Source organism: Streptomyces sp. NPDC006314, from assembly GCF_040613075.1.
Lineage (GTDB): Bacteria > Actinomycetota > Actinomycetes > Streptomycetales > Streptomycetaceae > Streptomyces.
In genome coordinates this window covers 589,519-614,406 of sequence record NZ_JBEXRL010000001.1, presented here as the reverse complement: position 1 = coordinate 614,406, position 24,888 = coordinate 589,519, and the positions used below count along the sequence as shown (strand labels likewise).

24 protein-coding genes and 1 tRNA gene are annotated in these 24,888 nt (G+C 70.0%); 10 read left to right on the top strand and 15 right to left on the bottom strand.

Annotated features, from left to right (window positions below; all coding sequences use genetic code 11):
* The first annotated feature begins 17 nt into the window (after positions 1–17).
* Entirely contained in the window at positions 18–1,922 is a 1,905-nt protein-coding gene (locus tag ABZ079_RS02730; protein ID WP_356937555.1) for a PQQ-binding-like beta-propeller repeat protein, read from the top strand.
* A gap of 225 nt (positions 1,923–2,147) precedes the next feature.
* Positions 2,148–2,840, top strand: a complete 693-nt coding sequence (locus ABZ079_RS02725) for a response regulator transcription factor (RefSeq protein ID WP_356937554.1) — start codon at positions 2,148–2,150, stop codon at positions 2,838–2,840.
* 117 nt (positions 2,841–2,957) lie between these two features.
* Here the strand turns inward: ABZ079_RS02725 and ABZ079_RS02720 are convergent, their stop codons facing one another.
* Together ABZ079_RS02720 and ABZ079_RS02715 are read right to left on the bottom strand one after the other, a co-directional pair.
* Positions 2,958–3,302 carry a hypothetical protein gene (locus ABZ079_RS02720; RefSeq protein ID WP_356937553.1) on the bottom strand — a complete coding sequence of 115 codons (345 nt, stop codon included), beginning with the start codon at positions 3,300–3,302 and terminating at the stop codon, positions 2,958–2,960.
* A gap of 21 nt (positions 3,303–3,323) precedes the next feature.
* Positions 3,324–5,015 carry a sodium:solute symporter family protein gene (locus ABZ079_RS02715; protein WP_356937552.1) on the bottom strand — a complete coding sequence of 564 codons (1,692 nt, stop codon included), beginning with the start codon at positions 5,013–5,015 and terminating at the stop codon, positions 3,324–3,326.
* Positions 5,016–5,224: 209 nt separating this feature from the next.
* On the opposite strand from ABZ079_RS02715, the gene galT reads away from it, so the two are divergent.
* Genes galT through galK form a run of 3 tightly spaced genes read left to right on the top strand, consistent with a single transcriptional unit; the run spans position 5,225 to position 8,399 of the window.
* On the top strand, positions 5,225–6,286 hold the full coding sequence (gene galT, locus ABZ079_RS02710; protein ID WP_356937551.1) for a galactose-1-phosphate uridylyltransferase: 1,062 nt from the start codon (positions 5,225–5,227) through the stop codon (positions 6,284–6,286).
* Positions 6,283–7,245, top strand: coding sequence for a UDP-glucose 4-epimerase GalE (gene galE / locus ABZ079_RS02705; RefSeq protein ID WP_356937550.1), 963 nt, complete (start codon positions 6,283–6,285; stop codon positions 7,243–7,245). Before galT ends, galE begins: the two co-directional genes overlap by 4 nt.
* Positions 7,245–8,399: a galactokinase gene (gene galK, locus ABZ079_RS02700; protein WP_356937549.1), complete on the top strand. Its 1,155-nt coding sequence runs from the start codon at positions 7,245–7,247 to the stop codon at positions 8,397–8,399. Before galE ends, galK begins: the two co-directional genes overlap by 1 nt.
* A gap of 155 nt (positions 8,400–8,554) precedes the next feature.
* Here the strand turns inward: galK and ABZ079_RS02695 are convergent, their stop codons facing one another.
* The gene (locus ABZ079_RS02695; protein ID WP_356937548.1) at positions 8,555–8,998 is read right to left on the bottom strand and encodes a GNAT family N-acetyltransferase; all 444 of its coding nucleotides are present in this window, start codon (positions 8,996–8,998) and stop codon (positions 8,555–8,557) included.
* Between the two features lie 320 nt (positions 8,999–9,318).
* Between ABZ079_RS02695 and ABZ079_RS02690 the strand changes: the two genes are divergently transcribed.
* Positions 9,319–10,086, top strand: a complete 768-nt coding sequence (locus tag ABZ079_RS02690) for a response regulator transcription factor (RefSeq protein WP_356937547.1) — start codon at positions 9,319–9,321, stop codon at positions 10,084–10,086.
* Here the strand turns inward: ABZ079_RS02690 and ABZ079_RS02685 are convergent.
* Positions 10,045–10,542, bottom strand: coding sequence for a MarR family transcriptional regulator (locus tag ABZ079_RS02685; protein ID WP_356937546.1), 498 nt, complete (start codon positions 10,540–10,542; stop codon positions 10,045–10,047). The genes ABZ079_RS02690 and ABZ079_RS02685 overlap by 42 nt on opposite strands.
* 88 nt (positions 10,543–10,630) lie before the next feature.
* Here ABZ079_RS02685 and ABZ079_RS02680 point away from each other — a divergent pair, with 88 nt between their 5' ends.
* A complete protein-coding gene (locus ABZ079_RS02680; RefSeq protein WP_356937545.1) occupies positions 10,631–11,455 on the top strand; it encodes a trans-aconitate 2-methyltransferase in 825 nt (274 codons plus the stop codon).
* A 2-nt stretch (positions 11,456–11,457) separates the two neighbouring features.
* A complete protein-coding gene (locus tag ABZ079_RS02675; protein ID WP_356937657.1) occupies positions 11,458–11,844 on the top strand; it encodes a VOC family protein in 387 nt (128 codons plus the stop codon).
* Here the strand turns inward: ABZ079_RS02675 and ABZ079_RS02670 are convergent.
* The 3 genes from ABZ079_RS02670 to ABZ079_RS02660 all read right to left on the bottom strand — a co-directional run bounded on the left by ABZ079_RS02670 (position 11,816) and on the right by ABZ079_RS02660 (position 13,760).
* Positions 11,816–11,980 (bottom strand): hypothetical protein, encoded by a 165-nt coding sequence (locus tag ABZ079_RS02670; RefSeq protein ID WP_356937544.1) that lies wholly within the window; start codon positions 11,978–11,980, stop codon positions 11,816–11,818. The two genes, ABZ079_RS02675 and ABZ079_RS02670, sit on opposite strands and share 29 nt — an antisense overlap.
* Before the next feature lie 95 nt (positions 11,981–12,075).
* Positions 12,076–12,753: a TetR/AcrR family transcriptional regulator gene (locus tag ABZ079_RS02665; protein WP_356937543.1), complete on the bottom strand. Its 678-nt coding sequence runs from the start codon at positions 12,751–12,753 to the stop codon at positions 12,076–12,078.
* Positions 12,750–13,760 carry an acyl-CoA desaturase gene (locus tag ABZ079_RS02660; protein WP_356937542.1) on the bottom strand — a complete coding sequence of 337 codons (1,011 nt, stop codon included), beginning with the start codon at positions 13,758–13,760 and terminating at the stop codon, positions 12,750–12,752. The genes ABZ079_RS02665 and ABZ079_RS02660 overlap by 4 nt, the downstream gene beginning before the upstream one ends.
* A gap of 302 nt (positions 13,761–14,062) precedes the next feature.
* Here ABZ079_RS02660 and ppc point away from each other — a divergent pair, with 302 nt between their 5' ends.
* Positions 14,063–16,795, top strand: coding sequence for a phosphoenolpyruvate carboxylase (ppc, locus tag ABZ079_RS02655; protein WP_356937541.1), 2,733 nt, complete (start codon positions 14,063–14,065; stop codon positions 16,793–16,795).
* Positions 16,796–16,865: 70 nt separating this feature from the next.
* On the opposite strand, the gene ABZ079_RS02650 is transcribed toward ppc, so the two are convergent.
* From ABZ079_RS02650 to ABZ079_RS02615, 8 genes are all read right to left on the bottom strand, one after another.
* A complete protein-coding gene (locus tag ABZ079_RS02650; protein WP_356937540.1) occupies positions 16,866–17,567 on the bottom strand; it encodes a hypothetical protein in 702 nt (233 codons plus the stop codon).
* 135 nt (positions 17,568–17,702) lie between these two features.
* Positions 17,703–18,206, bottom strand: coding sequence for a hypothetical protein (locus ABZ079_RS02645; RefSeq protein ID WP_356937539.1), 504 nt, complete (start codon positions 18,204–18,206; stop codon positions 17,703–17,705).
* Positions 18,207–18,258: 52 nt separating this feature from the next.
* A complete protein-coding gene (pth, locus tag ABZ079_RS02640) occupies positions 18,259–18,861 on the bottom strand; it encodes an aminoacyl-tRNA hydrolase (RefSeq protein ID WP_356937538.1) in 603 nt (200 codons plus the stop codon).
* Between the two features lie 75 nt (positions 18,862–18,936).
* Positions 18,937–19,533: a 50S ribosomal protein L25/general stress protein Ctc gene (locus ABZ079_RS02635; RefSeq protein WP_356937537.1), complete on the bottom strand. Its 597-nt coding sequence runs from the start codon at positions 19,531–19,533 to the stop codon at positions 18,937–18,939.
* A gap of 209 nt (positions 19,534–19,742) precedes the next feature.
* Positions 19,743–20,723: a ribose-phosphate diphosphokinase gene (locus tag ABZ079_RS02630; protein WP_356937536.1), complete on the bottom strand. Its 981-nt coding sequence runs from the start codon at positions 20,721–20,723 to the stop codon at positions 19,743–19,745.
* Between the two features lie 157 nt (positions 20,724–20,880).
* Positions 20,881–22,329, bottom strand: a complete 1,449-nt coding sequence (gene glmU, locus ABZ079_RS02625) for a bifunctional UDP-N-acetylglucosamine diphosphorylase/glucosamine-1-phosphate N-acetyltransferase GlmU (protein WP_356937535.1) — start codon at positions 22,327–22,329, stop codon at positions 20,881–20,883.
* A gap of 123 nt (positions 22,330–22,452) precedes the next feature.
* Positions 22,453–22,523, bottom strand: a tRNA-Gln gene (locus ABZ079_RS02620).
* Positions 22,524–22,529: 6 nt separating this feature from the next.
* Positions 22,530–23,402, bottom strand: a complete 873-nt coding sequence (locus ABZ079_RS02615) for a helix-turn-helix domain-containing protein (protein ID WP_356937534.1) — start codon at positions 23,400–23,402, stop codon at positions 22,530–22,532.
* Between the two features lie 166 nt (positions 23,403–23,568).
* On the opposite strand from ABZ079_RS02615, the gene ABZ079_RS02610 reads away from it, so the two are divergent.
* Positions 23,569–24,882 (top strand): histidine kinase, encoded by a 1,314-nt coding sequence (locus ABZ079_RS02610; protein ID WP_356937533.1) that lies wholly within the window; start codon positions 23,569–23,571, stop codon positions 24,880–24,882.
* Positions 24,883–24,888 lie beyond the last annotated feature (6 nt).

Genomic DNA, 24,888 nt, shown 5'->3' with positions numbered 1-24,888 from the left:
CCGAGGTACCCGCTCCCATGACCCAGCCGCCCCCTCCACCGCCGAACCAGCCCCCGCAGCAGGGCGGCTTCGGCCCCCCGAGCCCGCAGCCCCCGGGCCCGCAGACCCCGCCCCAGGACCAGCCGCCGACGCCCGCGGCGGCCCCGCCCGTGCCCCCGGCCACACCGCCGGCGCCCCCGGCCGCACCGCCCGCGCAGGCGCCGCAGCCCGGTTACGGCTACCCGCAGGCCGCCCCGGCGTCCCAGCCCCAGCCGCCGCAGCCCCAACCCGGCTACGGCTACCCCGGCGCGCAGCAGAACCCGTACGCGACGCAGCCCCCGGCCTACGGTCAGCAGCCTCCCGGCTACGGCGCCCAGCCGCACAACCCCTACGCGCAGTCGACACAGCCCATGCAGCCCGCGCAGCCGGGATACGGCTACCCGGGCCAGCCGCCGACCGTGCCGATGCAGCCCCAGCCGGGGCAGAGCGGCGGCGGGCGGAACAACACCGCGCTGTTCATCGTCGTCGCGTCCGTGGTCGCCATCGCGCTGATCATCGGTGGCGGCATCTGGTACGCCAAGACCTCCGGGGGCGACGGCAAGAAGCACGCCACCGCCTCCTCCAGCGGCGGCACCGGCGGCAAGAACGGCACCGGAGGCTCCGGCGGCACGTCCACCGGCGGCAAGGAGAAGGTGCCGGCCGATCCCGCCTCCGAGGTGCTCTTCAAGGTCCCGCTGCCGAAGACGGACGACACGGTCGTCACCTCGGGCTCGTGGCTGACGGACAAGGTGTACGCCAAGAGCGGCATCGCCGAGATCGTCGGCTACGACCCCGCCAAGGGCACCAAGCTGTGGACGGTCAAGCTGCCCGGCCCGGTCTGCGCGGCCAGCGACCACGTCAACTCGGACAACAGGACGGCGATCGTCTTCCAGCCGAAGATGCCCGCGAAGGACTCCTCGGCGGGCTGCAGCGAGATCGCCGCGATCGACCTCGACGCGGGCAAGAAGCTGTGGACGAAGTCGGTCAAGTCCGGTAGCTATTCGCTCACCTTCAGTAACGTGACGGTCGCTCAGAATGCCGTCGCGGTCGGCAGCACCAGCGGCGGTGCCGCGTTCGACATCGACTCCGGCGCGCCGCTGTGGCAGCCGAAGCCGGACGACACCTGCTACGACTCCGGCTACGGCGGCGGTGCCAAGCTGGTCGCGGTGCGCAAGTGCGGCACCTACGACAACCGGCAGCTGCACATCCAGAACATCGACCCCAAGACGGGGAAGGTGATCTTCGAGTACAAGATGCCCGCGGGCGTCGAGTACGCCGCCATCGTCTCCACCGACCCGCTCGTGGTGGCGGCCGACGTCGGCGACAGCGCGGGCGACGGCAGCGGCGTCTCGGACTACTTCTCCCTCGACAGCAAGACCGGCAAGCTGCTCACCCGCATCTCCGCGCCCGGTGACACGTACGGGGGCCGCTGCGACGGCATCACCCGTATCGACGGCTGCAAGCAGATCGTCGCCGGCAACGGCAGGCTGTACCTGCCGACCGAGGACCACGACGGCAAGGGCGCGTCGTACAGCAAGACCAACGAGATCATCGCCTTCGATCTCGGCACCGGCAAGCAGACCGGCCAGCGCGCCGAGGCCGGTGACGGCTACCAGCTCAGCCCGCTGCGCATGGACGGCGGCAACCTGATCGTCTACAAGCGGCCGCCGTACGACAAGGGCGGTCAGATCGTCAGCATCGACGGTGGCAGCTTCAAGGAGACCAAGCTGCTGGAGAACCCCTCCACGCGGAGCATCCGCAGCGCGGAGACCGGCCTGCTGCCCGACTACGCGGAGATCCTCTACGCGCAGGGCCGCCTCTACATGTCGGCGGTGTACGCCCACAAGACGGACTCCACGTACGGCAAGGAATACCTGGTGATGGCGTTCGGCGCGGGCGGCTGACGGCCCGCCCGCGGCACCACCCGCCTCGCCCGAATGGGTGACTTACCGAGAAGTGCCCCGGATTTCATCGATCCGGGGCACTTCTCATCAAGAGGGGCAGCGCGACGTCGAACAAGCGTGTAGCTTCCGGGGGCATGAAGGGCGGGGGCCGGGGGGCCCTCTGTCCTTGCGGACCGGTGGGCGTCCATAGTGGGGCGTCCATGGGGGGGACTGGGGGGTTGCTCTATGGGAGTGCGGCTCATGGTCGTCGACGACCATCGCCTGCTCGCGGAGGCGCTGGCGTCGGCGTTGAAGCTGCGCGGGCACCGGGTGCTCGCGGCGGCGGCACCGGCCGCGGGCGCGGCGGACCTGGTGATCGCACGGGCGCCGGAGGTGTGCCTGCTGGGTACGGCGGCACCGGCCGAGCCGGGGATCTTCGACCCGGTGGTGAAGATCAAGCGGGAGCGGCCGCAGGTGGCGGTGCTGGTGCTGGGCCCGGTGCCGTCCCCGCGGGGCATCGCGGCGGCCTTCGCGGCGGGCGCGTCGGGGTACGTGCGGCACGACGAGCGGATCGAGGGCGTCGAGCGGGCCATCATGAAGGCCCGCGCGGGGGAGGCGGCGGTGGCTCCGCAGTTGCTGCAGGGGGCGTTCGGCGAGCTGCTGAATCCGGCCGCGCAGCCCGACGACGAGGCGCAGCGGCTGCTGGAGATGCTCACGCCGCGGGAGGTGGAAGTGCTGGTGCGGGTGTCCGACGGGGAGGACACGCGGCTGATCGCGGCGGGGATGGGGATCGCGCCGAGCACCGCGCGTACGCATGTGCAGCGGGTGCTGATGAAGCTGGGGGTGGGGTCGCGGCTGGAGGCGGCGGCGTTGGCGGCGCGGACGGGGCTGCTGGACCGGGCGGGTTCCCTGTGGAGCGGCTCGGGGCCGGAGTCCTGACCGACCCCGGCCCCGAGCAGGCGCCTGGTGCCGGTGCCGCGCCCCGAAGGGCGCGGCGAACCGCGCGGCCGGCTCCCACGCACCCGCAGTCGGCGTACGGCCCGTCGGCCGCCGGCGTTACCCGGCCCGCTCCTCATCCGCCGGCCCCTGGGGAGGAAGCGGCGGCGGGGTGGGCCGGAGCTTGAGCCAGGCCAGGAAGAAGATGCCCAGCAGGAGCATGCCGATCCCGGTCCACAGGTTGATGTTGACGCCCTGGGCCTTGTCGATGGCGGACTGCGAGTCGGTGATGCCGGTGATCGTGACGATGATGCCGTAGACCACGAACAGGCCTCCGATGATGCGGCGCAGGTCGAAGATGCGGGCCGCGGTCGCGGACTTGGCCTCCAGCTCGGTGACCTCCCGCTGGACGTCGTCCTCGGAGTAGTGGAAGCGCTCGTGGTGGCGGTCGGAGTGCTCGGTCATGGTTTCCTCATCCTCCCGCGGTCAGAACGAGAACGGGATGTAGCAGGCGGCGGCCAGGACGACCGCGCCCCAGCCCAGCAGGGCGGGCTTGCGGTACCAGGCGTCGTCACCCTTGGCGGGCGGTTCGGACATGCCGGGGGAGCGGGTGCCGTAGACCAGGCCCTGCAGTTCCTCGGCCGGCTTCGGCTTGGTGAACAGGGACACGGCGACCATGACGACCGCGCCGGCGATGAAGCCGGCGATGGCGGAGACGAAGTTGGCGCCCTGGTCGGAGGGGATGGAGATGATCCCCTTCTTGTAGAACACGAAGTAGTTGATCATCGCCGCCGTCGTACCGGCGAGCAGGCCCCAGAAGCCGGACTTCGCGGACGCGCGCCTCCAGAACATGCCGACGATGAAGACCACGAACATCGGGACGTTGAAGAAGGAGAACAGCGTCTGCAGGTAGCTCATGATGTTCGAGAACGAGGACGCCAGGAACGCCGTGCCGACCGACGCGCAGACGCCGATCGCGGTGATCAGGCGGCCGAAGCGGACGTAGTACCCGTCCTCGCGGCCGCGTACCACGTACTTGGCCCAGATGTCGTTGGTGAACACCGTGTTGAAGGACGACACGTTCGCCGCCATGCCCGCCATGAAGGCCGCCAGCAGACCGGTGACCGCGATGCCGAGCACGCCGTTGGGCAGCAGCTCCTGCATCAGGTAGGGGATGGCGTCGTTGTACTGGTAGCCGGAGGCGGCCGTGCCGAACTTCGGGATGAGCGCGGCGGCGACCAGGCCCGGGATCATCACCAGGAAGACGATGAAGATCTTCGGGTAGGCGGCGATCAGCGGGGTGCGCTGGCCGGCCGAGAGGTTCTTCGCGGACAGGGCGCGCTGCACCTCGGCGAAGTTGGTGGTCCAGTAGCCGAAGGACAGCACGAAGCCGAGGCCGAGGACGATGGTCAGCCAGTTGGCGCCCAGCGGGTTGACGCTGCCGATGCCGGTACCGCCCCAGGCGGAGGTGAAGTCGTCCCCGTGGGCGGCGGTGAGCTTGTCGGTCAGACCACCCCAGCCGCCGGCCTTCTTCAGGCCGAGGACGGTGATCGGGATGAGGGCGGCGAGGATCACGAAGAACTGCAGCACCTCGTTGTAGATCGCCGAGGACAGACCGCCGAGTGTGATGTACCCGAGCACGAAGGCGCCGGCGACCACGATGGCCACCCACTGCGGCCAGCCGAGCAGGGCCTCGACGACGATCGCGAGGGCGTAGAGGTTGACGCCCGCGATCAGGATGGCGGCGAACGCGAACAGGATCGAACTGAGCAGGTGGGCGGCCCGGTCGAAGCGCAGCAGCAGGAACTCGGGGACCGAGCGGACCTTGCTGCCGTAGTAGAAGGGCATCATCACCAGGCCCAGGAAGACCATGGCGGGGATGGCGCCGATCCAGTACCAGTGCACGGTGTAGGCGCCGTACTGGGCGCTGTTCGCGGCCATGCCGAGGATCTCGGTGGCGGCCAGGTTCGCGGAGATGAAGGCCAGGCCGGTGATCCAGGCGGGCAGCGAGCGTCCGGAGAGGAAGAAGTCGAGGCTGGTCTTCACCGAGCGGCGGGCCGCGAAGCCGATGCCGAGGACGACGACGAAGTAGATCGCCAGGATCGTGTAGTCCAGCCAGTTGGTGGGGAGCTGTAGCTCCGCCGCCAGATAGGTGCGGGGTTCTGTGGGGGTTTGCATGAGAACTCGCTTCGTTGCGCGAACTGATCCAGAGCGGAACCTACGCCGCCGTGTTCAGTATTTGAACACTTCGACTGGTGTTCTTTGTTTGATTGTGATCGAGCGAGGTGTTGTCGAGTTGTGATCTGTTATGTTTGATTGTGTTGAGTGATGGGGTGCGGACAAGCCTCTAGGGATGTCCCTTCGGGGCGTCGAACAAGGAGCCCGGCGTGAAGAAGACCTCGACCCGGCTGGCCGACGGACGTGAACTGATCTACTACGACCTTGGGGACGACACCGTGCGGGACGCCGTCGACCGCCGCCCGCTGGACCGTACGGTCACCACATCCGAGATCCGCCGGGACCCGCTGCTCGGCGACTCCGTCGCCGTCGCCTCGCATCGCCAGGGCCGCACCTACCATCCGCCGGCCGACGAGTGCCCCCTGTGCCCGAGCCGGGGTGAGCGGCTGAGCGAGATCCCGGACTCCTCGTACGACGTCGTCGTCTTCGAGAACCGGTTCCCGTCCCTCGCCGGTGACTCCGGCCGGTGCGAGGTCGTCTGCTTCACCTCCGACCACGACGCCTCCTTCGCCGACCTCACCGAGGAGGAGGCCCGGCTGGTGCTGGACGCGTGGACGGACCGCACATCGGAGCTGTCGCATCTGCCCTCCGTCGAGCAGGTGTTCTGTTTCGAGAACCGCGGTGCCGAGATCGGCGTGACCCTGGGACACCCGCACGGACAGATCTACGCCTACCCCTTCACCACCCCGCGCACCGCGCTGATGCTCCGCTCGCTCGCCGCCCACAAGGAGGCCACCGGCGGGGAGAACCTGTTCGACGCGGTGCTGGAGCGGGAACTCGCCGGGGAGCGGGTCGTCCTTGCGGGTGAACACTGGGCGGCCTTCGTGCCGTACGCGGCGCACTGGCCGTACGAGGTCCACCTGTACCCGAAGCGCCGTGTGCCGGATCTGCTCGCGCTCGACGAGGCGGCACGCACAGAATTCCCCCAGATCTATCTGGAACTCTTGAGGCGCTTGGACCGGATCTTCGGCCAGGGTGAGCCTCCGACGCCGTACATCGCGGCCTGGCATCAGGCCCCGTTCGGCGCGCTGGAGGGGTTCGACGGTGTCACGCGGGACGACTTCGCGCTCCACCTCGAGCTTTTCACCATCCGCCGCACTTCCGGCAAGCTGAAATTCCTCGCGGGTTCCGAGTCCGGCATGAGCGTGTTCATCAACGACGTGCCGCCGGAGCGCGCGGCCGAGCGACTGCGAGAGGTAGCGAGTTCATGAAGTATCTGGTGACGGGTGGCGCGGGTTACGTCGGCAGCGTCGTGGCCCAGCACCTGGTGGAGGCCGGCCACGAGGTCACCGTCCTCGACAACCTCTCCACCGGCTTCCGCGAGGCAGTGCCCGCCGGGGCGTCCTTCATCGAGGGCGACATCCGCGACGCCGCGAAGTGGCTCGACGCCTCCTACGACGGCGTGCTGCACTTCGCCGCCTCCTCGCAGGTCGGCGAGTCGGTGGTGAAGCCGGAGAAGTACTGGGACAACAACGTCGCCGGCAGCCTGGCCCTGCTCGGCGCGATGCGTGAGGCGGGCGTCCGCAGGCTCGTCTTCTCCTCCACCGCGGCCACGTACGGCGAGCCGGAGCAGGTCCCGATCGTGGAGACGGCCCGGACGCAGCCGACCAGCCCCTACGGCGCCACCAAGCTCGCCGTCGACCACATGATCACCGGCGAGGCGAACGCCCACGGCCTGGCCGCGGTGTCCCTGCGCTACTTCAACGTGGCCGGTGCCTACGGCGCGTACGGCGAGCGCCACGACCCCGAGTCGCACCTCATCCCGCTCGTCCTCCAGGTCGCCCAGGGCCGCCGCGACGCGATCTCGGTCTACGGCGACGACTACGCGACCCCCGACGGCACCTGCGTCCGCGACTACATCCACGTCGCGGACCTCGCCGAGGCCCACCTCCTGGCCCTGCGGGCGGCCCGGCCGGGCGAGCACCTGATCTGCAACCTCGGCAACGGCAGCGGCTTCTCCGTCCGCGAGGTCATCGAGACCGTCCGCGAGGTCACCGGCCACCCGATCCCCGAGGTGATCGCCCCGCGCCGGGGCGGTGACCCCGCGGTCCTGGTCGCCTCCGCGGGCACCGCCCGGGAGAAACTGGGCTGGAACCCGTCCCGCGCGGACCTCGCGGGGATCGTCGCGGACGCGTGGGAGTTCGCGCAGCACATCACAAGGGAGCACTAGTGGGGGCACAGCAGGTCGCGGAGCGCTTCACCGAGCTGTACGGGACGGCGCCGCAGGGCGTGTGGGCGGCGCCGGGCCGGGTCAATCTGATCGGCGAGCACACCGACTACAACGACGGCTTCGTCATGCCGTTCGCGCTGCCGCACCAGGTGATCGCGGCCGTCTCCGGCCGGGACGACGGGGTGGTGCGCCTGCACTCGGCGGACGTCGAGGACGGCGTCGCGGAGCTGTCGCTCGACGCGCTCGCCCCGCAGAGCGACCGGGAGTGGACGGCGTACCCGGCGGGCGTGGTCTGGGCGCTGCGCCAGGCGGGCCACGAGGTCACCGGCGCGGACATCCACCTGTCCTCCACCGTGCCGACGGGCGCGGGCCTGTCCTCCTCGGCGGCCGTGGAGGTCGTCATCGCGCTCGCGCTGAACGACCTGTACGGCCTCGGCCTCCAGCGCTGGCAGCTGGCCCGGCTGTGCCAGCGCGCCGAGAACGTCTACGTCGGCGTGCCGACCGGCATCATGGACCAGACGGCGTCCGCGTGCTGCGAGTCAGGGCACGCCCTGTTCCTCGACACCCGGGACCTGTCCCAGCAGCACATCCCCTTCGACCTCGCGGCCGAGGGACTGCGCCTGCTGGTGGTCGACACCCGGGTCAAGCACGCCCACAGCGGCGGCGAGTACGGCAAGCGCCGGGCCGGCTGCGAGAAGGGCGCGGCCCTGCTCGGCGTCGACGCCCTGCGGGACGTCCCGTACGCCGAACTCGACGCGGCCCTCGCGCGCCTGGGCGACGAGGAGGAGGTCATCCGGCTGGTCCGCCATGTGGTGACGGAGGACCACCGGGTCGAGCGCGTCGTCGGCCTCCTCCGGTCCGGCGAGATCCGGGCCATCGGCCCGGTCCTCACCGAGGGCCACGCCTCCCTGCGCGACGACTTCCGCGTCTCCTGCCCGGAGCTGGACCTGGTCGTCGGCACCGCCCTGGCGAACGGCGCCCTCGGCGCCCGGATGACCGGCGGCGGCTTCGGCGGCTCGGCGGTCGTCCTGGCGGCGGCCACCGACGTGGACACCCTGACGAAGGCGGTGGAGGAGGCCTTCGCGGCAGCCGGCTTCACGACCCCGCGGGTCTTCGAGGCGGTTCCGTCGCCGGGGGCGCGACGGGTGGAGTGACGGCACCTGGTCCTGCCGCCCGCACCGGCCCCGCAGGCGACCGACGCGCAGGGGCCGGTGCCGGCGTCCTCCGGCGGTGCCTGCCGTCATGGCCGGCCCGGCGCTCGCCTGGACGAGCCGGGCCTCGCAGGGCACTTGGCGGTGCACACGCCCGCTCAGCCCAGCTGCTTGGCCAGGGTGAACTCCGTATGGCCCGGCGGATAGTCGGGGATGGTGCACACCACCTCGTAGCCGTGCCGTGTGTAGAACTCCGGTGCCTGGAAGTCCCAGGTCTCCAGTCGGGACGCCGTGCAGCCGCGGTCGGTGCGGGCGATGTGTTCGGCCCTGGCGAGGAGGCGGGAGCCGAGGCCCGTGCCGCGGTGGCCAGCGTCGACCCACAGGTAGATGACGTGCAGCCAGGTCGTCCAGGTGTGGCCGACGAGGCCGCCGGCCAGGTCGCCGGCCGCGTCCAGGGCCCATACGTGGAGGGGGACTTCGCGTTCCCCGGGCGTGCCGCGCAGGGCCGCCAGCACCGGGGAGGCCGCCGTGTTGGTGTCTTGCAGCCGTGAGCGGAGCAGATCACGTCGGTCCTTGTCGACTTCCGCCTCAATACGAAACATGCGGCACACCATAAACGCGCCGGACGGCCAGTTCTGCAAATCGTCTTCCGCTGCCCGCTCCCATCCGTACTCTGAGGAACAGCACCGGTGGGGGCCGGTGCTGATCAGGGGGCGAGACAGGCGGGTACGGCGCTCGCGGTGGGGTAACAGTTCCCGCGACGGCGGCGGCCGTGCGGCGGGCGTCCTTTCCGCTGGGTGTCGTATCCGCGCCGGTCGTCGTTCTCCGGGCCTTTTCCGGGCTTTTCCGGACCGGCGATCGCCGGGCCTTTCCGGACCTTGGACATCCCCTGCTCCACGCGGAGCCTGGGGAAGGGGGTTTCGTGGTTCGTATCCGAGTCCTGGTCGTGGACGACCACCGCATCTTCGCCGAGTCGCTCGCCGCCGCCCTGGCCGCCGAGCCCGACGTCGACGTCTCCGCCGCCGGCAGCGGCCCGGCCGCGCTGCGCTGCCTGGAGCGTGCGGCCGCCGAGGGCCGCCGCTACGACGTCCTCCTGGTCGACGCCGACCTGGGCGGCGACCTGCCCGGCGCCCGCCCTTCCGTGCCCGTGCACGCGGGCTACGAGGAGGGTTTCGTCGACGGGATATCGCTCGTCACCGGGGTCCGGACCGCCCAGCCCGCCGTGCGGATCGTCGTCCTCGCCGAGAAGGACGACCCGCGCCGCGCGGCGCTCGCTCTGCAGGCCGGCGCCTCCGGCTGGGTCGCCAAGGACTGCTCGCTGTCACGGCTGCTGACGGTGATACGGGGAGTGCTGCGGGACGAGACCCACCTGCCGCCCGCACTCCTCACCGGCGTGCTCAAAGAGCTGACGGCCGCGCGCAAGCACCGTACCGAGAGCGAGCGGCTGGTGGAGTCCCTCACCCCGCGCGAGCGGGAGGTGCTGCGCTGTATGGTCGCCGGGCTCGGTCGCAAGGCGGTAGCCGAGCGGCTGTTCCTCTCCCCGCACACCGTGCGCACCCACATGCAGAACGTTCTCGGCAAGCTGGGGGTCCACTCCACGCTGGCCGCCGTGGCGCTCGCCCGGCGGGCCGGGGTCGGGCCGGTCGACCTAGCCGGGAACGTTGTCGAACGGGGCGGTCAACTGGCGTAGCAGCGCGGCCAGTTCCGCGCGCTGGGCGTGGGAAAGCTCGGCGAGGATCGCCCGCTCCTGGTCCAGCAGGCCCGCCAGGGCCTGGTCCGCGCGGTCCCGGCCCGTCTCGGTCAGCCGGACCAGCACGCCGCGCCGGTCGCTCGGGTCTGGCAGCCGCTCCACCAGGCCCTTCTTCGCGAGCCGGTCGATCCGGTTGGTCATCGTGCCCGAGGTGACCAGGGTCTGTGTCAGCAGCTGGCCGGGGGAGAGCTGGTACGGCGTGCCCGCGCGCCGGAGCGCGGTCAGCACGTCGAACTCCCAGGGCTCCAGCTGATGCTCGGCGAAGGCGAGCCGGCGCGCACGGTCCAGGTGCCGGGCGAGTCGGCTCACCCGGCTGAGCACTTCCAGCGGCTCCACGTCGAGGTCCGGACGCTCCCGGCGCCACGCTGCGACCAGCCGATCGACCTCGTCCTCCATGGAGATCAGTGTAGTGGTTGTGTCGACATGAAGTCTCTTGACCTCAAGTCTCTTGACATCGAGATAAGTCGCGAGGAGGGTGAGAGGTATGACGAACCCCATCTGGGACCCCGCCCAGTACCTCCGGCACGCCGGCCACCGGGCCCGTCCCTTCGCCGACCTCCTCGCCCGCGTCCCCGCCCTCCCGACGGAACCGCCCGCAGGACACCCCCGCCTCGCCGACCTCGGCTGCGGCCCCGGCAACGTCACCGTCGTGCTCACCGAACGCTGGCCCACCGCCCACGTCACCGGTTACGACAACTCGCCGGGGATGCTCGACAAGGCGCATGTCGACCACGAGGGCCCCACGCCCGGGGGCGGCCGCCTGGACTTCGCCCACGCCGACGCCCGGACCTGGACGCCCGAGGAGCCGTACGACCTGATCGTCTCCAACGCCGCGCTGCAATGGGTGCCGGGCCACGCCGACCGCTTCGCCGACTGGATCGCCGCCCTGAAACCCGGCGGCACCTTCGCCTTCCAGGTCCCCGACAACGTCGACGCCCCGCTGCACGCCCTGATGCGCGACCTCGCCGCCACTCCCCGCTGGAAGGCCCGCCTCGCCGACGTCCTGCGCCGCACGGACTCCGTGCACGCCCCCGGCGCATACCTGGACCGCCTGGCCCGCCTCGGCTGCGCGACCGACGTGTGGCAGACGACGTACCTGCACGTCCTGCACGGGCAGGACCCGGTCCTGGACTGGGTGAAGGGCACCGGACTGCGGCCCGCACTGACCGCCCTGGCCGACGACCCCGAGGCCCGCGACGCGTTCGTCGCCGAATACCGGGGCCTGCTCCGGGAGGCGTACCCGAGCGCCCCCTACGGCACGGTCCTGCCGTTCCGCCGGCTGTTCGCGGTGGCCGTGAAGGGGGCGTGAGGGTGCTCATCGCCGTCGATCACGTGCAGTTGGCGGCTCCGCCGGGCTCGGAAGGCACGCTGCGGGCGTACTACATCGATGTCCTCGGGATGACGGAGGCCCCCGAGCCGCCGGTGCCGGCACAGCGCGGGGGCTGCTGGTTCGAGGCGGGCTTCGTCCGGCTCCACCTGGGCATCGAGGAGCATTTCCGCCCGGCGAGGAAGGCGCACCCCGGGCTGAGGGTGCGGGGCATCGACGCGTACGCGGCCCGGCTGGCGGCGCGTGGGGCGCCGGTCACCTGGGACGACAACCTCCCGGGCCACCGGCGCTTCTACTCCGAGGATCCGGTGGGGAACCGGCTGGAGTTCCTGGAACCGGTGACTACAGACGCCTCAGGGCGTCGGGTGTGATGTCGAGGCCGATGTCGAACGGCTCGTAGAGTTCGAGATCGTCGTGATGCCGGTGACCACGTACGCCTTGGGCACCGGGCCGGACGGGTAGGTCCGGACCACCGGGATCATGTGAGGCGATCGGCTCGGCAGTCATGGTGATTCCTCCCATGAGCGGCATGCTCGGACCGGGTACCCACGGCAGCCGCCGGACCGGCAAGGTCATCACCACGATGATCAGAAGCGGCGGGCTCAGCTCTTCCGGTGCCCGATCAACCGCGGCTTCGCCTCCAGGCCGTCAAGGCCGTGCCACGCCAGATTCACCAGGTGCGCCGCCACCTCCGCCTTCTTCGGGCGGCGCACGTCCAGCCACCACTGGCCGGTCAGCGCCACCATGCCGACCAGCGCCTGGGCGTAGAGCGGGGCCAGCTTGGGATCGAAGCCGCGGGACTTGAACTCGCGGCCCAGGATGTCCTCCACCTGGGTGGCGATGTCGGAGATCAGCGAGGCGAACGAACCCGTGGACTGGGGGATGGGCGAGTCACGGACCAGGATGCGGAAACCGTCCGTGTACTCCTCGATGTAGTCCAGCAGCGCGAAGGCGGCCTGCTCGCACAGCTCGCGAGGGTGGCCGGCCGTCAGCGAGCTGGTCACCATGTCCAGCAGGCGCCGCATCTCGCGGTCGACCACCACCGCGTACAGCCCCTCCTTGCCGCCGAAGTGCTCGTACACCACCGGCTTGGACACCCCGGCCTTCGCTGCGATCTCCTCCACCGAGGTGCCCTCGAAACCCTTCGCCGCGAAGAGGGTGCGACCGATCTCCAGCAGCTGCTGGCGGCGCTCGGCACCGGTCATACGGGTCCGACGGGTCCGCCGCTGCTTGTCATTGCCGGGATTGCTGCTGGAATCGGTCGCCACGGCGTCAATCATGCCGCCTCGGCGGCCTCCTTCCGGCGCCGGGAGCCGCCCTGGTCGGGGTTACGGCGGGAATCGATACGCGAGCGTGACGGCCAGCGCACGTCGTACGCCCAGCCGAGCAGCTCGAACCAGCGGATGAAACGCGCCGAGGAGTCGATCTGGCCGCGCATCACCCCGTGCCGCGCCGAGGTCGGGTCGGCGTGGTGCAGGTTGTGCCAGGACTCGCCGCAGGACAGGACCGCCAGCCACCAGACGTTGCCGGAGCGGTCCCGCGACTTGAACGGCCGCTTGCCGACCGCGTGACAGATCGAGTTGATCGACCACGTCACATGGTGCAGCAGCGCCACCCGGACGAGTGAACCCCAGAAGAACCCGGTGAACGCGCCCCACCAGGACATCGTCACCAGGCCGCCGATCAGGGGAGGCAACCCCAGGGACACGATCGTCCACAGCACGAACTGGCGGGAGATCGTCCGGATCGCCTTGTCCTTGATCAGGTCCGGCGCGTACTTCTCCTGCGGGGTCTGCTCCTCGTCGAACAGCCAGCCGATATGGGCCCACCACAGGCCCTTCATCAGCGCCGGAACCGTCTCCCCGAACCGCCAGGGCGAATGCGGGTCGCCCTCGGCGTCGGAGAACTTGTGGTGCCTGCGGTGGTCGGCCACCCAGCGCACCAGCGGCCCCTCGACGGCCATCGAGCCCATGATCGCCAGCGCGATCCTGAGCGGCCGTCTGGCCTTGAACGAACCGTGGGTGAAGTACCGGTGGAAACCGATCGTGATGCCGTGGCACGCGAGGAAGTAGAAGAAGACCAGCAGGCCCAGATCGAGCCAGCTCACCCCCCAGCCCCAGGCCAGCGGCACGGCCGCCACGAGTGCCACGAACGGCACGACGATGAACATGAGCAGCGTGATCTGTTCGATCGAACGCTTCTGCTCACCGCCCAGCGTGGCGGAGGGAGGGGGTGTGTCGGTGGCCTTACGGGCTTCTTCGATCACATCGGAACTACTTGAGGTCATGCGCGTCCCCTGTGGGGTCGAGAGTCGAGACGATCGCCGGGCCGCCGGGACCGGGCGGGACTGGACGGTACTTCCCTACGGTTCCGTAACCTACGGCGTCGTAAGTATGTCAGCGTGTCGCACGGCGGCAAGAGCCCGGGGGCCTGCACGTTCACACGGACACCTATCCTTGGTTTCGGTCGGACAGCGCGGTCCGCTGAAGTTTCTTCCCGGACGCTCCGGCCCGTATGCGGCGCCCGCCGCGTGGCACGACGGACGGGTTCCCTCCCAGACGAGCTTCAACACTGCAAGGAGCCGCACCTGTGAGCAGTGCCGACGACCAGACCACCACGACCGGCAGCGAGCTGCGCGCCGACATCCGTCGACTGGGTGACCTCTTGGGCGAGACCCTCGTCCGGCAGGAAGGCCCCGAGCTTCTCGAACTGGTCGAGAAGGTCCGCCGCCTCACCCGCGAGGACGGCGAGGCCGCCGCCGAGCTGCTGCGCGGCATCGAACTGGAGACCGCGGCCAAGCTGGTCCGCGCCTTCTCCACCTACTTCCACCTGGCCAACATCACCGAGCAGGTCCACCGCGGCCGCGAGCTGCGCGCCAGGCGCGCCGCCGAGGGCGGCCTGCTCGCCCGCACCGCCGACCGCCTCAAGGACGCCGATCCCGAGCACCTGAAGCAGACCGTCCGGCACCTCAACGTCCGCCCGGTGTTCACCGCCCACCCCACCGAGGCCGCGCGCCGGTCGGTCCTCAACAAGCTCCGGCGCATCGCCGCGCTCCTGGACGCCCCCGTCCTCGACTCCGACCGCCGCCGCCACGACGTCCGCCTCGCCGAGAACATCGACCTCGTCTGGCAGACCGACGAACTGCGTGTCGTGCGCCCCGAACCCGCCGACGAGGCCCGCAACGCCATCTACTACCTCGACGAACTCCACGCCGACGCCGTCGGGGACGTCCTCGAGGACCTGACCGCCGAACTGGAGCGCGTCGGCGTCAAGCTCCCCGACGACACCCGCCCCCTCACCTTCGGCACCTGGATCGGCGGCGACCGCGACGGCAACCCCAACGTCACCCCCCAGGTCACCTGGGACGTCCTCATCCTCCAGCACGAGCACGGCATCAACGACGCCCTGGAGATGATCGACGAACTGCGCGGCCTGCTCTCCAACTCCATCCGCTACGCCGGCGCCACCGAGGAACTCCTTCAGTCCCTCCAGGCCGACCTGGACCGCCTGCCCGAGATCAGCCCGCGCTACAAGCGCCTCAACGCCGAGGAGCCCTACCGGCTCAAGGCCACCTGCATCCGGCAGAAGCTCGAGAACACCAAGCAGCGCCTCGCCAAGGGCGTCCCGCACGAGGAAGGCCGCGACTACCTCGGCACCGGTGAGCTGCTGAGCGACCTGCGGATCATCCAGACCTCCCTGCGCGAGCACCGCGGCGGCCTCTTCGCCGACGGCCGCCTCGCCCGCACCATCCGCACCCTGGCCGCCTTCGGCCTCCAGCTCGCCACCATGGACGTCCGCGAACACGCCGACGCCCACCACCACGCCCTCGGCCAGCTCTTCGACCGCCTCGGCGAGGAGTCCTGGCGCTACGCCGACATGCCCCGCGAGTACCGCGCCAAGCTCCTCGCCAAGGAGCTGCGGTCCAGGAGGCCACTGGCCCCGACCCCGGCGCCCGTGGACGCGGCCGGCGCGAAGACCCTCGGCGTCTTCGAGACGGTCAAGCGCGCCCTGAAGGTCTTCGGCCCCGAGGTCATCGAGTCCTACATCATCTCCATGTGCCAGGGCGCCGACGACGTCTTCGCCGCCGCCGTCCTCGCCCGCGAGGCCGGCCTGCTCGACCTGCACGCCGGCTGGGCCAAGATCGGCATCGTCCCCCTCCTGGAGACCACCGACGAGCTGCGCGCCGCCGACACCATCCTCGAGGACATGCTCTCCGACCCGTCCTACCGGCGCCTGGTCGCGCTGCGCGGCGACGTCCAGGAGGTCATGCTCGGCTACTCCGACTCCTCCAAGTTCGGCGGCATCACCACCAGCCAGTGGGAAATCCACCGCGCCCAGCGCCGCCTGCGCGACGTCGCCCACCGCTACGGCGTCCGCCTGCGCCTCTTCCACGGCCGCGGCGGCACCGTCGGCCGCGGCGGCGGCCCCTCGCACGACGCCATCCTCGCCCAGCCCTGGGGCACCCTCGAGGGCGAGATCAAGGTGACCGAGCAGGGCGAGGTCATCTCCGACAAGTACCTGATCCCGTCCCTGGCCCGGGAGAACCTGGAACTGACGGTCGCGGCCACGCTGCAGGCCTCCGCCCTGCACACCGCCCCCCGTCAGTCCGACGAGGCCCTCGCCCGCTGGGACGCCGCCATGGACGTCGTCTCCGACGCCGCCCACGCGGCCTACCGCCGCCTGGTGGAGGACCCCGACCTGCCGGCCTACTTCTTCGCCTCCACCCCGGTCGACCAGCTCGCCGACCTGCACCTCGGCTCCCGGCCCTCCCGCCGGCCCGACTCCGGCGCCGGACTCGACGGCCTGCGCGCCATCCCCTGGGTGTTCGGCTGGACCCAGTCCCGGCAGATCGTCCCCGGCTGGTTCGGCGTCGGCTCCGGCCTGAAGGCCCTGCGCGAGGCGGGCCTCGACACCGTCCTCGACGAGATGCGCCAGCAGTGGCACTTCTTCCGCAACTTCATCTCCAACGTCGAGATGACCCTCGCGAAGACGGATCTGCGCATCGCCGAGCACTACGTCGACACCCTCGTCCCCGACGAGCTCAAGCACGTCTTCGACACCATCAAGACCGAGCACGAGCTGACCGTCCGCGAGGTGCTGCGGGTGACCGGCGAGGACGAACTCCTCGAAGCCCAGCCCGTCCTCAAGCAGACCTTCGCCATCCGCGACGCCTACCTGGACCCGATCTCCTACCTCCAGGTCACCCTGCTCAAGCGCCAGCGCGACGCGGCCGCCGCCGGCGCCTCGGCCGACCCGCTGCTCGCGCGCGCCCTGCTCCTCACCGTCAACGGTGTGGCCGCGGGCCTGCGCAACACCGGCTGACAGCCGCCGCACAAGACGGTGCCCCCGAGGTCCGCACGACCTCGGGGGCACCTTTGCGGGTACGGCTGCCTCAGCCCCGCTGCGCCTTGCGGCGCCGGGCCACCAGACAACCACCCGCACCGACCAGCGCTGCCGCGACACCCGACAGCAGACCCACCGGGGCGCCGTTGCCGGTCTCGGCGAGATCGCCGCCACCGCCCTGCGCGGACGGGGAGGCAGCCGGAGAGGACGAGGCGGCCGCGGAGGAGGGCGAACCGGACGGGGACGCGCTGGGAGTCGTACCGGACGACGAACCGGACGACGGGCTGGACGAAGCGGACGGCGACGCCGAGCCGGACGGCTTGCCCCCGCCCCCTTCCGAGTCCTCGCAGTCCGTCCAGAACACCTTGTGCTTGGCCGACCCCTTCTCCCCGTCGAAGTTCCAGAACAGCTTGTAGTGGCCGTCCGGCAGCGAAAGGTTCTCGGTACGGCCGTGACCGTCGGCGTCCAGCGTGAGCGCACCGGACTTCACGGTCTCGCCCTTCGTGGCGGCCGTCGGTGCCCAGGCCTCGATGTGCCAGTCGACCTGCTGGCCGCCGTCGAAACCGAAGGCGTCCAGGTAGAACGTGCACACGTGCGGCTCGTTGCGGCGCAGTTCCTCGCCGGTCGTGGCGTCGTGGATCTTCACGGTGCCGTTGTCCCCGTGCGGGGTGGCATGGGCGGTGGCGGGGGCGACCAGGAGGGCCGCCGAGGCGAGGGCGGTCAGCGTGCCGACGCGCGTGAGGCTGGGCATAGGGCAATCCATCTTCGAGATGCGAACGGGAAGATGTGGAGGGGGCGGTTCAGCTTGCTGTCCCGCCGGGCGGCCGGTCAATCACGAACAGGCAACACATAGGCCCCCCACAGACGTGAAGAACGCCCCAACCCCTCAGAGGGTCACGAAGGCCGCCGTGAGCAGCACCGTTCCCGCCCCCGCCAGCAGCCACGCCGCCCGGGTCAGCCGCATCCCGCCCGCCACCACCACCGACGCCAGCAACAACGCACCGCCGAACGGCACCCAGGCACAGAGAACCCCCGCCGGCCCGGACCGCACCACCTCGTCCGTCCCCGGCTTCACCACCACGTCATACGTCAGCCCCCGGCGCACCGCGACCGACTCCGCGATCACCACGCTCGGACGGGCCCTCGCCCCCGTCGACACCGGGGTGAACGGACCTGTGCACGCATCCCCGTCGCACCGGGTCACCTCGACCGTGCCGCGCTCCCGCCCCTTGGTCAGCATCACGTGCTGCGCGGTCCCCCAGGAACCCCACACCCCGGCGAACAGGATCAGCGCGGCGACCGCACCCATCGCCGCGACCCGCCCGAACCGCAACACGGTCACGGAGGCCCGGCGAGCAGGGGTGGCTGTGGCAGACATGGCCGGGATCATTGGCCATATTCCTACGACCGGTCAACTCCGGCGCAGGTCATGCAGGGACAAGTCAGGAGTTGTACGTCCCCTGCGCCCGCTCCAGCCCCTCCGTCACCAGACACTCCACCGCGTCCGCCGCACGGTCCACGAGGTAGTCCAGTTCCTTGCGCTCCGCCGACGCGAAGTCCTTCAGCACGAAGTCGGCCACCTGCATCCGCCCCGGCGGCCGCCCGATCCCGAACCGCACCCGGTGATAGTCCGCCCCCATGGCCTTCGTCATCGACTTCAGCCCGTTGTGCCCGTTGTCGCCACCGCCCAGCTTCAGCCGCAGCGTGCCGTAGTCGATGTCCAACTCGTCATGGACCGCGACGATGTTCTCCACCGGCACCTTGTAGAAGTCCTTCAGCGCGTTCACCGGACCGCCGGACAGGTTCATGTACGACATCGGCTTCGCCAGGATCACCCGGCGGTTCGCCGGCCCGGCCGGACCGATCCGCCCCTCCAGCACCTGCGCCTGCGCCTTGCCCGCCCGCTTGAACTTCCCCCCGATCCGCTCCGCGAGCAGGTCGACCACCATGAAACCGACGTTGTGCCGGTTCATGGAGTACTCCGGCCCCGGATTACCGAGGCCCACGATGAGCCAGGGGGCGGTGGCGGGCGTGGTCACGTCCATGTCTCCTTGATACGCGCCAGCCGCTGCTCCCGGCGAGGGAAGCAGCGGCTGAACAGATGATGGCGACGGCGAGGATCAGGCCTCGGCGCCCTCTTCGCCTCCGGCGGCCTCTTCACCCTGGGTCTCCTCGGCCTGCGCGGCCAGGACCTGCAGGACGACCGTGTCCTCCTCGACGGCCAGCGTGGTGCCGGACGGGAGCGGGATGTCCTTGGCGAGGATGGAGGCACCGGCCTCCAGGCCCTCGACGGAGACGGTGACCGACTCGGGGATGTGCGTGGCCTCGGTCTCGACGGGCAGTGCGTTCAGCACGTGCTCCAGCAGGTTGCCGCCCGGGGCCAGCTCGCCCTCGGTGTGGACGAAGATCTCGACCGTGACCTTCTCGCCACGCTTGACCAGCTGCAGGTCGACGTGCTCCAGGAAACCCTTCAGCGGGTCGCGCTGCACGGCCTTCGGGATCGCCAGCTCGTTGGTCTTGCCGTCGATGTCCAGGGAGATCAGGACGTTCGGCGTACGCAGCGCCAGCAGCAGGTCGTGGCCCGGCAGGGTCAGGTGCAGCGGGTCGGAACCGTGGCCGTACAGAACACCCGGAACCTTGTTGTCGCGGCGGATGCGGCGCGCGGCACCCTTGCCGAACTCGGTACGGGTCTCGGCGGCGAGCTTCACCTCGGACATATTGATCACTCCTCGTAGAAACTGGGAACGGACGTGGTCACCCGGCCACGAACGGCCTGCTACGAAGAGCGCGTCGATAACGGACCACCGCATCCCGTCTTCCAACGGAGTACGGCCTCCCTCGCCGAGCAACTTCAGCAGTTTACTCGGAGAGGGAGGCCGTACCAAAAGGATCTTCAGCTAGCTCGCCGGGCGGGCTCGCAGAAACCTCACTGCTCGTCGAAGAGGCTGGTCACCGAACCGTCCTCGAACACCTCACGCACCGCACTCGCGATCGTCGGAGCGATCGACAGCACCGTGATCTTGTCCAGATCCCGGCCCAGCTCCGCCGGCGTCGGCAGCGTGTTCGTGAACACGAACTCGCTCACACGAGAGTTCTTCAGCCGGTCCGCGGCCGGGCCCGAGAGCACACCGTGCGTAGCCGTCACGATGACATCCTCCGCACCATGCGCGAACAGCGCGTCCGCAGCGGCACAGATGGTCCCACCCGTGTCGATCATGTCGTCCACCAGGACACACACACGACCCTTGACCTCACCCACGACCTCGTGGACGGTCACCTGGTTCGCCACGTCCTTGTCCCGCCGCTTGTGCACGATCGCCAGCGGCGCACCGAGCCGGTCGCACCACCGGTCCGCCACCCGCACACGACCCGCGTCCGGCGACACGACCGTCAGCTTGTCCCGGTCCACCTTCCTGCCCACGTAGTCCGCCAGCAGCGGCAGCGCGAACAAGTGATCGACCGGCCCGTCGAAGAAGCCCTGAATCTGATCGGTGTGCAGATCCACGGTCAGAATGCGATCCGCACCCGCCGTCTTCATCAGATCCGCGATCAGACGCGCCGAAATCGGTTCACGACCCCGGTGCTTCTTGTCCTGCCGCGCGTAACCGTAGAACGGCACGATCACCGTGATGGAACGAGCCGACGCACGCTTCAGCGCGTCGATCATGATCAGCTGCTCCATGATCCACTTGTTGATCGGAGCCGTGTGGCTCTGGATCAGGAAGCAGTCCGCACCACGAGCAGACTCCTGGTAACGGACATAGATCTCGCCGTTCGCGAAGTCGAAGGCCTTGGTCGGGACGACCCCGACACCCAGCGGCTGGGCGACCTCCTCGGCAAGCTCGGGGTGGGCGCGGCCGGAGAAGAACATCAACTTCTTCTCGCCGGTCGTCTTGATCCCGGTCACAGCACTGTCTCCTCAGAGGTTGTCTCAGCCAGCCAGCCGGCTGCTCGGCGACCTCTCGGCTGGGCGTGAGAGGCCACATCAGCTGGTAAGGGTGCGGGTGCACGCGTGCGGATATGCACTTATCACGGTACGCCGTGTTCGGCGCACCCGTTTCCCGTCAGTCCACGCCCTCGCCCCGCCGCGACGCCGCCTCAGCAGCCTTCGCCGCCGCGCTCCCCGGACGCTTCCGCGCCACCCAGCCCTCGATATTCCGCTGCTGACCGCGGGCCACGGCCAGCGAACCGGGCGGCACGTCCTTCGTGATCACCGAACCGGCAGCGGTGTACGCACCGTCCCCGACCGTGACAGGAGCCACAAACATGTTGTCCGAACCCGTCTTGCAGTGCGACCCGACGGTCGTGTGGTGCTTGCTCTCCCCGTCGTAGTTCACGAACACACTCGCGGCCCCGATGTTCGTGAAATCACCGATCGTCGCGTCACCGACGTACGTCAGATGCGGAACCTTCGTCCCCTCGCCGATCGAGGAGTTCTTCGTCTCCACATACGTACCGATCTTCGACTTGAGCCCGAGACGGGTGCCGGGCCGCAGATACGCGTACGGCCCCACCGACGCCTGCTCGCCGATCCGCGCACCGTCCGACACCGTGTTGTCCACCCGCGCCCCCGCACCCACCCGGGTGTCCTTCAGCCGGCTGTTCGGCCCGACCTCGGCCCCCTCACCGAGGTGCGTCGACCCGAGCAGCTGCGTACCCGGATGCACGACGGCGTCCCGCTCGAACGTCACCGTCACATCGACCCAGGTGGTCGCCGGGTCGACGACCGTCACCCCGTCCAGCATCGCCCGGGTCAGCAGCCGGTCGTTGAGGATCCGGCGGGCCTCGGCGAGCTGCACCCGGTTGTTGATCCCGGCGATCTCCCGGTGATCACCGGCCACGGACGCCCCGACCCGATGCCCGGCCTCCCGCAGGATCCCGAGCACATCGGTCAGGTACTCCTCGCCCTGGCTGTTGTCCGTCCGCACCTTCCTCAGCGCGTCCGCCAGCAACTGCCCGTCGAACGCGAACACACCGCTGTTGATCTCCCGGATCGCCCGCTGGACCTCGGTCGCGTCCTTGTGCTCCACGATCGCGGTCACCGCGCCGGTCGCGTCGTCCCGCACGATCCGGCCGTAACCGGTCGCGTCCGGAACCTCCGCCGTGAGCACGGTCACGGCATTGCCATCGGTGCCGTGCGTCTCGGCAAGCCGCTTGAGCGTGTCCGCGGTCAGGAGGGGCGTGTCCCCGCAGACGACCACGACGGTCCCGTCCACGGCCCCGCCCAGCTCCTCCAGTCCCATACGGACGGCGTGCCCCGTCCCCTTCTGCTCCGCCTGCACGGCCGTGCGCACGGCCGGGTCGATCGCGTTCAGGTGGGCGGTGACCTGCTCACGGGCGTGGCCCACGACGACGACCAGGTTCGCGGGGTCCAACTCACGGGCGGCGGCCAGCACATGGCCGACCAGGGAGCGGCCGCAGATCTGGTGGAGGACCTTGGGTGTGGCGGACTTCATACGGGTGCCCTCACCCGCTGCGAGAACGACGACGGCTGCCGGGCGGATGGCGCTCACGGGGTTGCCCTTCGGCTCTGGATGGGTGGGGGTGACAGCCGCAGGATACCGGGGCGGGTTGTGGGGGATATGAGTGCGGGCCCTGACAGGGGTGTACCGGTCAGGACCCGAACTGGGCATGTGCTCCCGGGGGAGGACTCGAACCCCCATGATCAGAGCCAAAATCTGACGTCTTGCCCTTAGACGACCCGGGATTACCGCTATGTCCGATTTCCTAGATCGGGTGCGGTGGCAGCACCTACTATGCCGTACCACCAGCCCTCGATGCGACGGTACAACTCGGCGCTTTGCCGCACGGTGATGACCAGGCACCCTCGATAGCCCTCGCCGGTGTTCTTCCGGACGGTCTTCGGGTTGTGCCGTTTCAGGGTCGTTTTGCCGAAGGTGTCGAGGTCGGCTCCGACGAGGTCCGCCCAGTACTTCTCGGCGCCCGGCACGTCGGCCGACTCGTGGATCATCACCCGGTGGCTCACGTCACCGCGCTCCACTCGGAGCAGGTCGAGCCAGGCCAGGAAGACGCGGATCATGTCGGGGTCGCTGTTGACGAAGACGACTCGCTCGCGGCGGGCGTGGGGCTTGTCCTTGGTGCCCTCGGCCCAGTAAAGGGCGACGCCGGCGATGAACAGCTCGCGATCGGACAGTGCGCCGATCTCTCCCCTCGCCGCCGTCTTGGTCTCCCGCCGCTTCTCTTCACGGATCGCCAGTTCGTGTTCCCATCTCAGCCGGGACGCGAGCTTCGCCTGCTCGATCGGATCACGGCGCTCCGGTTTCGGTAGATCCCGCACCCACAGAGACACCGAACTCCGCGAGCACCCGAGCTCCGCCTCGATCTGGTCGTACGTCCAGCCCTGAAGCCGCAGCTCGCGAGCCTTGGCCCGGAGGTCGTCCCTGGCCCGTGGGCGCTTCGCCCACTCCGGTGGCGGTTCCCCCTTCACCAGTTGGTTGAGGATGTCGTTGTTGAAGATTCCCAGCTCGTCCCGGATCTGCCGGAGGCTGTGGCCCGCCCGCCGCAGCGCGACCGCCCGCTCTCGTAACCCCTCGAAGTCGGCGTCCTTGCCAGGTGCGTGTGCCATGCCCATACCGTCCGGCCGGAACGGGTCGTTCCGGGGTCGAACGGGAAGGGTTCAGCAGTTCGAGGGATACCGGTGGGTTTCGAGGTCATTCGATTACGGCGTGTGGTGTGTGGAGGTAGGCGAAAGTCACCGGAAAAGCCTTACCCCTCGCCCGTAGGCTGGGTATATGACCACGACGGGGGAAGACCACGCCAGGGCCCTGACCGGCCCCTGGTGGTGGGGGAGGTGGCGCAGCGCGGTGCTCGACGGGAGCCTCGCGCTGGTGTCCGCCGTGGAGTGCGGCGCGGAGGGGATCCCGTTCGCCCGGGACGCGGGGGTCCCGGTGCCGGTGGGGATCGTGTTCGGGCTGATCGCCGGTTCGGTGTTGCTGGTGCGCAGGAAGTGGCCGGTCGCCGTCGTCCTCGTCGCCATCGCGATCACGCCGGCCCAGATGGGGTTCCTGATGGGCATCGTCGGCCTGTACACGCTGGCGGCGTGTGAGTTGCCGCGGCGGATCATCGGTGCGCTGGCGGCCATGTCGTTGCTGGGCACGTTGATCGTGACGTTCGTGCGGGTGCGGCAGGACATGGCGCGGGGTGATCTGACGCTCGGTGACTGGTTCGTGCCGTTCGCGGCGGTCACGACGTCGTTGGGGCTGACGGCTCCGCCGGTGCTGCTGGGGCTGTACGTGGGTGCGCGGCGGCGGTTGATGGAGAGCTTGCGGGAGCGGGCGGATTCCCTGGAGCGGGAGCTTCAGTTGCTCGCGGAGCGGGCGGAGGAGCGGGCCGAGTGGGCGCGTAACGAGGAGCGGACGCGGATCGCGCGGGAGATGCATGACGTCGTCGCGCATCGGGTGAGTCTGATGGTGGTGCATGCGGCGGCGCTGCAGGCGGTTGCGCGGAAGGATCCCGAGAAGGCGGTGCGGAATGCCGCGCTGGTGGGGGACATGGGGCGGCAGGCGCTGACCGAGTTGCGGGAGATGCTCGGGGTGTTGCGGGCGGGGGAGGACGTGGGTCGGCGTGCTGCTTCGGTGTCGCTGGTGGCGATGGGGGAGGCGGCCGAGGCGGCGGCTTCGCGGGTGGCCGGTGTGGACGGGGCGGCGGAGGGGCCGTGTCTGTCGGAGCTGGATGAGTTGATCGGGCAGTCGGCGGCGGCGGGGATGGTCGTGGATCTGTCGGTGGAGGGGGAGGTGCGGTCGTATGCGGCGGAGATCGAGCAGACGGCGTACCGGGTGGTGCAGGAGGCGTTGACGAACGTCCACAAGCATGCGGCGGGTGCGAAGACGCATGTGCGGTTGGCGCATCGGGTGTCGGAGATCGCGATGCAGGTGGAGAACGAGCCGCCGCCGGAGCCCGCGTCGGCGTCGGCGGCGAGGTTGCCGTCGGGTGGGAACGGTCTGGTGGGGATGCGGGAGCGGGTCGTGGCGCTGGGTGGTGTGTTCGTGTCGGGGCCGACGGATGCGGGGGGTTTCCGGGTGTCGGCGGTGATTCCGGCGGCGTAGGGGTCG

What these genes read in the sequence shown, in the direction of transcription:
- ABZ079_RS02730 (WP_356937555.1), top strand. Translation starts at nt 18, where the DNA reads ATGACCCAGCCGCCCCCTCCACCGCCGAACCAGCCCCCGCAGCAGGGC.
- ABZ079_RS02725 (WP_356937554.1), top strand. Translation starts at nt 2,148, where the DNA reads ATGGGAGTGCGGCTCATGGTCGTCGACGACCATCGCCTGCTCGCGGAG.
- ABZ079_RS02720 (WP_356937553.1), bottom strand. Translation starts at nt 3,302, where the DNA reads ATGACCGAGCACTCCGACCGCCACCACGAGCGCTTCCACTACTCCGAG.
- ABZ079_RS02715 (WP_356937552.1), bottom strand. Translation starts at nt 5,015, where the DNA reads ATGCAAACCCCCACAGAACCCCGCACCTATCTGGCGGCGGAGCTACAG.
- galE (WP_356937550.1), top strand. Translation starts at nt 6,283, where the DNA reads ATGAAGTATCTGGTGACGGGTGGCGCGGGTTACGTCGGCAGCGTCGTG.
- ABZ079_RS02695 (WP_356937548.1), bottom strand. Translation starts at nt 8,998, where the DNA reads ATGTTTCGTATTGAGGCGGAAGTCGACAAGGACCGACGTGATCTGCTC.
- ABZ079_RS02685 (WP_356937546.1), bottom strand. Translation starts at nt 10,542, where the DNA reads ATGGAGGACGAGGTCGATCGGCTGGTCGCAGCGTGGCGCCGGGAGCGT.
- ABZ079_RS02680 (WP_356937545.1), top strand. Translation starts at nt 10,631, where the DNA reads ATGACGAACCCCATCTGGGACCCCGCCCAGTACCTCCGGCACGCCGGC.
- ABZ079_RS02670 (WP_356937544.1), bottom strand. Translation starts at nt 11,980, where the DNA reads ATGACTGCCGAGCCGATCGCCTCACATGATCCCGGTGGTCCGGACCTA.
- ABZ079_RS02665 (WP_356937543.1), bottom strand. Translation starts at nt 12,753, where the DNA reads ATGATTGACGCCGTGGCGACCGATTCCAGCAGCAATCCCGGCAATGAC.
- ABZ079_RS02660 (WP_356937542.1), bottom strand. Translation starts at nt 13,760, where the DNA reads ATGACCTCAAGTAGTTCCGATGTGATCGAAGAAGCCCGTAAGGCCACC.
- ABZ079_RS02650 (WP_356937540.1), bottom strand. Translation starts at nt 17,567, where the DNA reads ATGCCCAGCCTCACGCGCGTCGGCACGCTGACCGCCCTCGCCTCGGCG.
- ABZ079_RS02645 (WP_356937539.1), bottom strand. Translation starts at nt 18,206, where the DNA reads ATGATCCCGGCCATGTCTGCCACAGCCACCCCTGCTCGCCGGGCCTCC.
- pth (WP_356937538.1), bottom strand. Translation starts at nt 18,861, where the DNA reads ATGGACGTGACCACGCCCGCCACCGCCCCCTGGCTCATCGTGGGCCTC.
- ABZ079_RS02635 (WP_356937537.1), bottom strand. Translation starts at nt 19,533, where the DNA reads ATGTCCGAGGTGAAGCTCGCCGCCGAGACCCGTACCGAGTTCGGCAAG.
- ABZ079_RS02615 (WP_356937534.1), bottom strand. Translation starts at nt 23,402, where the DNA reads ATGGCACACGCACCTGGCAAGGACGCCGACTTCGAGGGGTTACGAGAG.
- ABZ079_RS02610 (WP_356937533.1), top strand. Translation starts at nt 23,569, where the DNA reads ATGACCACGACGGGGGAAGACCACGCCAGGGCCCTGACCGGCCCCTGG.